Origin of the sequence: Streptococcus sp. ST14, assembly GCF_046098195.1 — a bacterium.
In the GTDB taxonomy this organism is placed as follows: Bacteria; Bacillota; Bacilli; order Lactobacillales; family Streptococcaceae; genus Streptococcus.
Genome location: NZ_JBJUSF010000065.1, coordinates 1 through 992, shown reverse-complemented (window position 1 = coordinate 992; position 992 = coordinate 1). Strand labels below are relative to the sequence as shown.

Annotated in this window: 2 protein-coding genes; both read left to right on the top strand. The window is 38.4% G+C overall.

Going from position 1 to position 992, the window contains the following annotated elements:
• Positions 1-714 (top strand): type IV secretory system conjugative DNA transfer family protein (locus ACIY19_RS10815; RefSeq protein WP_409003402.1); only part of this gene is annotated, 714 nt, incomplete at its 5' end.
• 20 nt (positions 715-734) lie between these two features.
• Positions 735-992: hypothetical protein (locus ACIY19_RS10810; RefSeq protein WP_409003403.1), on the top strand; the 258-nt coding region annotated here is incomplete at its 3' end.

Genomic DNA, 992 nt, shown 5'->3' with positions numbered 1-992 from the left:
TTTATTGCTATTCCTGAAACCAATAACGCCTTTAATTTTCTTTCCTCAATCTTGTTTGCGATTGGTTTTGAGGTTCTTACACATAAGGCTGATGATATCTTGCAAGGGAAAGTACCTGGCTACAGTAGAAAAAATCTTCGCCACATTCAGTTTATCTTCGATGAGTTTGCACAAATTGGCCGTATTCCAAACTTCGCCCAGGTCCTCTCTTCTATTCGTAGTCGTGAGATGTCTATTAAGATTATCATCCAAGCTGTCAATCAGCTAGAATCACTTTATAAAAGTGATTGGAAGACCATCTTTAATAACTGTGCTACTCACCTATTTTTAGGGACAAATGACAAGGATACGATGGAATACTATTCTACAAGGTCAGGTAAGCAGACTATACGTACTAGATCCACCTCAAAATCGCATAGTTATCGTAATGGATCATCAAGTGAAAATAAACAAATTCAAGGCCGTCCCCTTCTAACTCCAGATGAAGTCGCAAGAATTGGGGTAGAAGAAGGATTGGTCTTTATTTCTAAACAAAATGTCTTCAGAGATAAAAAAGCAAGTGTCTATGATCATCCTAGAAAAGATGAGATTGCAAGTTCTCCTGAAGACAAAGAAAACTGGTACGAATACACTCGAAAAGGAACAGACATCGACGGCTTGCTTTTATATGCCAACGATTTGACTCCGCAGCTAAAAGAGTTATTCGTGGCCTAACATACAGAAAGGATAGTAGGATGGAAACACCTAAAACACAATTAGGATACCTGGAGAGTATCTCGCAGGTTCTAGCATTAAAGCTAGAAAATTTAGCCACAGAACGTTATGCTATTTGGCAGCTATTCAAACAGGCAGATGAGGAGACTTTCTATCAATTAGCTCCTCATCTTTTTGTGACAACGAGTCAGGAAGATCCAATAGTTGTTAGTGAACTAGATGCAACTCCTGAAGGATATCTTTTATTTAAGGAATTAGTAGAGGAGGAAAGAGTATGC